The organism is Mesorhizobium sp. M7A.F.Ca.CA.001.08.2.1 (genome assembly GCF_003998455.1).
Lineage (GTDB): Bacteria > Pseudomonadota > Alphaproteobacteria > Rhizobiales > Rhizobiaceae > Mesorhizobium > Mesorhizobium ciceri.
On sequence record NZ_RZPW01000505.1, the window covers coordinates 1 to 4,648 of the forward strand.

Below are 4,648 nucleotides of genomic sequence, written 5' to 3' on the forward strand. Positions count from 1 at the left end.
ACTCCGAATGGATGGGCCGCGTCTACAAATTCCTCGGCCTCTCGGTCGGCGTCATCGTCCACGGCCTGTCCGACGAGGAGCGCAGCGCCGCCTACGCCGCCGATGTCACCTACGCCACCAACAACGAGCTCGGCTTCGACTATCTGCGCGACAACATGAAATACGAGCGCGCCCAGATGGTGCAGCGCGGTCACAATTACGCGATCGTCGACGAAGTCGATTCCATCCTGGTCGACGAGGCACGCACGCCGTTGATCATTTCCGGTCCGCTCGAGGACCGTTCGGAAATGTACAACACCATCGACACCTTCATCATCCAGCTGCAGCCGCAGGATTATGAGATCGACGAGAAGCAGAAGACCTCGATCTTCACCGAGGAAGGCACCGAGAAACTCGAGAACCTTTTGCGCGACGCCGGCCTGCTCAAGGGCGAGTCGCTCTACGACGTCGAGAACGTCGCCATCGTCCACCACGTCAACAACGCGCTGAAGGCGCACCGGCTGTTCCAGAAGGACAAGGACTATATCGTCCGCAACGGCGAGATCGTCATCATCGACGAGTTCACCGGCCGCATGATGCCGGGCCGCCGCTATTCGGAAGGCCTGCACCAGGCGCTCGAAGCCAAGGAGCATGTGGCGATCCAGCCGGAGAACCAGACGCTCGCCTCCGTCACCTTCCAGAACTATTTCCGCCTCTACAAGAAGCTGTCCGGCATGACCGGCACGGCGCTGACCGAGGCAGAGGAATTCGGCAACATCTACGGCCTCGAAGTCACCGAGATCCCGACCAATTTGCCGGTGATCCGCATCGACGAGGACGACGAGGTCTACCGGACGGTCGAGGAGAAATACAAGGCGATCGTCAGGGAGATCCGCGAAGCCAGCGCCAAGGGCCAGCCGACGCTGGTCGGCACCACCTCCATCGAAAAATCCGAGCAGCTGGCCGAGCGCCTGCGCAAGGAAGGTTTTACCGATTTCGAAGTGCTGAACGCTCGCCATCACGAGCGCGAGGCGGCGATCGTCGCCCAGGCAGGCAAGCCCGGCGCCATCACCATCGCCACCAACATGGCCGGCCGCGGCACCGACATCAAGCTCGGCGGCAATGCCGAGATGCGGATCGAGGAAGAGCTGGGCGACATGCCGGCCGGCCCCGAACGCGAGGCGCGGGAAAAGGAAATCATTGCCGACATTGAGCGGCTGAAGGAAAAGGCGCTGGCCGCCGGCGGCCTCTATGTGCTGGCCACCGAACGCCACGAATCGCGCCGCATCGACAACCAGCTTAGAGGTCGTTCAGGAAGACAAGGCGACCCCGGCCGCTCGAAATTCTTCCTGTCGCTACAGGACGATCTGATGCGCATCTTCGGCTCCGAGCGCATGGACGGCATGCTGCAGAAGCTCGGCCTCAAGGAAGACGAGGCGATCATCCATCCGTGGATCAACAAGGCGCTGGAAAAGGCGCAGAAGAAGGTCGAGGCGCGCAACTTCGACATCCGCAAGAACCTGTTGAAATATGACGACGTCTCCAACGACCAGCGCAAGGTGGTGTTCGAGCAGCGCATCGAACTGATGGACGGCGAAGGCCTCTCCGAAACGATCGCCGAGATGCGCGAGGGCGTCATCGACGAGATCGTCGCCAAGGCCATTCCCGAAAACGCCTATGCCGAGCAGTGGAACGTTGCCGGGCTGAAGGCCGAGATCGCCGAGTTCCTGAACCTCGACCTGCCGGTCGAGGACTGGGCCAAGGAAGAGGGCATCGCCGAGGACGACATCCGCGAGCGCATCGCGCAGGCCGCCGAAGCCGCCGCCAAGGAGCGCGCCGAGCGTTTTGGCCCCGAGGTGATGAACTACGTCGAGCGCTCGGTGGTGCTGCAGACGCTCGACCATCTGTGGCGCGAGCACATCGTCAATCTCGACCATCTGCGTTCGGTCGTCGGCTTCCGCGGCTACGCCCAGCGCGATCCGCTGCAGGAGTACAAGGGCGAGGCGTTCGAGCTCTTCCAGGCCATGCTTGGCAATCTGCGCCAGGCCGTCACCGCGCAGCTGATGCGCGTCGAACTGGTCCGGCAGGCCGCCGAAGCGCCGCCTCCGGAAGCCCCCGACATGTTCGGCACCCATATCGACGGCACCACCGGCGAAAACGACTTCGAAGGCGGCGAAACCGCCCTCCTGGTCCGCCCGGAGACAACCGCAATCGTCGCCCCCGAAGACCGCGACCCCAACAACCAGGCCACCTGGGGCAAAGTCGGCCGCAACGAAGCCTGCCCCTGCGGATCGGGAAAGAAGTACAAGCACTGCCACGGGGCGTTTGCGTAAGGGGCGCTTTTCCTTCTCCCCGTTCACGGGGGTGAGGCGTGGTCCGCGTAACGGACGAAAAGCCAATTGCTTGGCTTTTCGAACGACGAACGCCCGGAGCGATAGCGAAGGGCTGGAGTGCCGACGTTCGCGATTAGCCAATCTCCCCACCTGAGGGGGAGATGGCCGGCAGGCCAGAGGGGGGCGCTGTCCCGCCGACTAAGCCGCCTCGAACTCGAACTTCAGCTGCGCGGCCTCTTCCTCTGGCAGCCAAGGCACCATCTGAGGCACGATCTTGCGATAAAGCCGGGTGCTATCCTGATCGGCAACGTCTCCGTGCTGCGCGCCTCGGCGATGATGAAACAGCGGCGCAACCTCAAACGCCTGCGCCGCCCCTCATCCGCCTGCCGGCACGTTCTCCCCGTATAGGGACGGGGCGAAGGAAACTCCTCACCCAACCGTTTCTTAATGTGTCTCCGCTACACCAACGCCTGAAAAAGAAGCGGAAAACGGAGAGAAATCGGGGTGCGCTTTTCCGCGGCCACGACTGCCGGGCGGTTCTTGCCGCAGCGTTGGGCGCTGCGCATGGGGCCGTTGCTTGGCCGCATCGATGCCGTGCTGTTCACCGCCGACGAGCGCGGCGAGGCCAGCCGCATGTCGGTCATCGCCTTCTCGGTCCGCATCGTCAGCGCCGTCATCGCCTTCGTCAGCCAGGTGCTGATGGCACGCTGGATGGGCTCGTTCGAATATGGCATCTTCGTCCTCGTCTGGGTGACGATGGTCATCGTCGGCAATCTCGCCTGCCTGGGCTTCCACACCTCCGTCATCCGCTACATTCCCGAATACCGCGAGCGCGGCTTGATGGACGAGTTGCGCGGCATCGTGCTGGCCAGCCGTCTGTTCGTGCTGATCGCCTCGACGCTGATTGCCGGGCTCGGCGCGCTCGGCGTCTGGCTGGCGGCACCCTGGATCGAGAACTACTATGTGATCCCGTTCATCCTCGGCGTCATCTGCCTGCCGATGATCGCCATGTCCGACCTTTTGTCGGGCCTGGCACGCGCCAACAGCTGGGCGCTGTTTGCCCTGTCGCCGACCTATCTGGTGCGGCCGGTGCTGATCCTGCTGTTCATGGCGCTGATGCTGCTGGCGGGCTATGCTCCTGACGCAAAGACCGCGATCTTCGCCTCGATCGCCGCCACCTACGCCACAACGCTCGGCCAGCTTATCGGTGTCACCCAGCGCATGGAACGGCAGATCCCGGCCGGGCCGATGAAGGTGCATTTCGCGCAATGGTTCGTCGTCTCGCTGCCGATCTTCCTGGTCGAGAGCTTCTTCTTCCTGCTGACCAATGCCGACGTGCTGATGGTCGGCGCCTATATGGACCCCAATGACGTCGCCGTCTATTTCGCCACGGTGAAGACCCTGGCGCTGGTGCATTTCGTCTACTTCGCCGTCAAGGCCGGCGTTGCCCAGCGCTACGCCCAGTTCACCCATGGCGACCCGCAAAGGCTCGCCGCCTTTGCCCGCGAGACGGTGTCGTGGACGTTCTGGCCTTCGCTGTTGATGGCGCTGCTGGTGCTGGCGCTCGGCGAGCCGATGCTGGTGCTGTTCGGCCCGGAATTCAGCAGCGGCTATCCCTTGCTGTTCCTGCTCGTCTTCGGCGTCGCGGCGCGCGCCGCCGTCGGCCCCTGCGAAAGCCTGCTGACGATGAGCGGCAACCAGAACATCTGCGCCGCCGTCTATGCCATGACGCTGGCCTTCAACATCGCCCTCAACGTGGTGCTGATCCCGATGTTCGGCCTGTGGGGCGCGGCCATGGCCACCGCCTTTGCCATGATCTTCGAAGCCGGCGCGCTGTCCTTCACGGTGTGGCGCAAGCTCGGCATCGTCATGCTTATCTTCGTGCCTGCGAAAGGAGCCGCGTGATGGCTGCCATCCCGTTGCTTGAGGAAACCAGCGGCGGCACCGCCGGCGCCATGGTGTCGGGCCTTGCCGGGCTGACCCGTGACGCCGACCCCGCCCATATCGAGATTCTCGCCAACAACCGGCCCGAGCGCAAGCTCGCCATCTACCCGGCATCCGCCGGCTTCGACCTGGTCGAGGAGCTGGATTATCTCTGCGCCCGCACGGTCGAGCCCAACGTGTTCTTCAACCCGCGTTTCCTTGCGCCCGCCATGCCGCGGCTGGAGGATCGCGAGGTGCGGCTGGCGGTCATCCGCGACGGCGACGAATACCGCAACCGGCTGCGCCTTCTGGTGCCGTTCTCGGTGGAACGGCCGGTGGTGCCGCTCGGCGTGCCGGTGATGCGCACATGGTCGAGCCCGTTCGGTCCGCTCGGCACGCCGCTGGTCGACCGC

2 protein-coding genes and 1 pseudogene are annotated in these 4,648 nt (G+C 64.0%); all 3 read left to right on the plus strand.

Annotated features, from left to right (window positions below; all coding sequences use genetic code 11):
• On the plus strand, window positions 1–2,312 hold a 2,312-nt coding region (gene secA, locus EN914_RS24905), incomplete at its 5' end, for a preprotein translocase subunit SecA (protein WP_127389326.1).
• Window positions 2,313–2,816: 504 nt separating this feature from the next.
• Window positions 2,817–4,217 carry a lipopolysaccharide biosynthesis protein gene (locus EN914_RS24910; protein ID WP_024503786.1) on the plus strand — a complete coding sequence of 467 codons (1,401 nt, stop codon included), beginning with the start codon at window positions 2,817–2,819 and terminating at the stop codon, window positions 4,215–4,217.
• Window positions 4,217–4,648, plus strand: a pseudogene (locus EN914_RS24915) (GNAT family N-acetyltransferase); the annotation flags it as partial. The gene EN914_RS24910 and the pseudogene EN914_RS24915, both read left to right, overlap by 1 nt.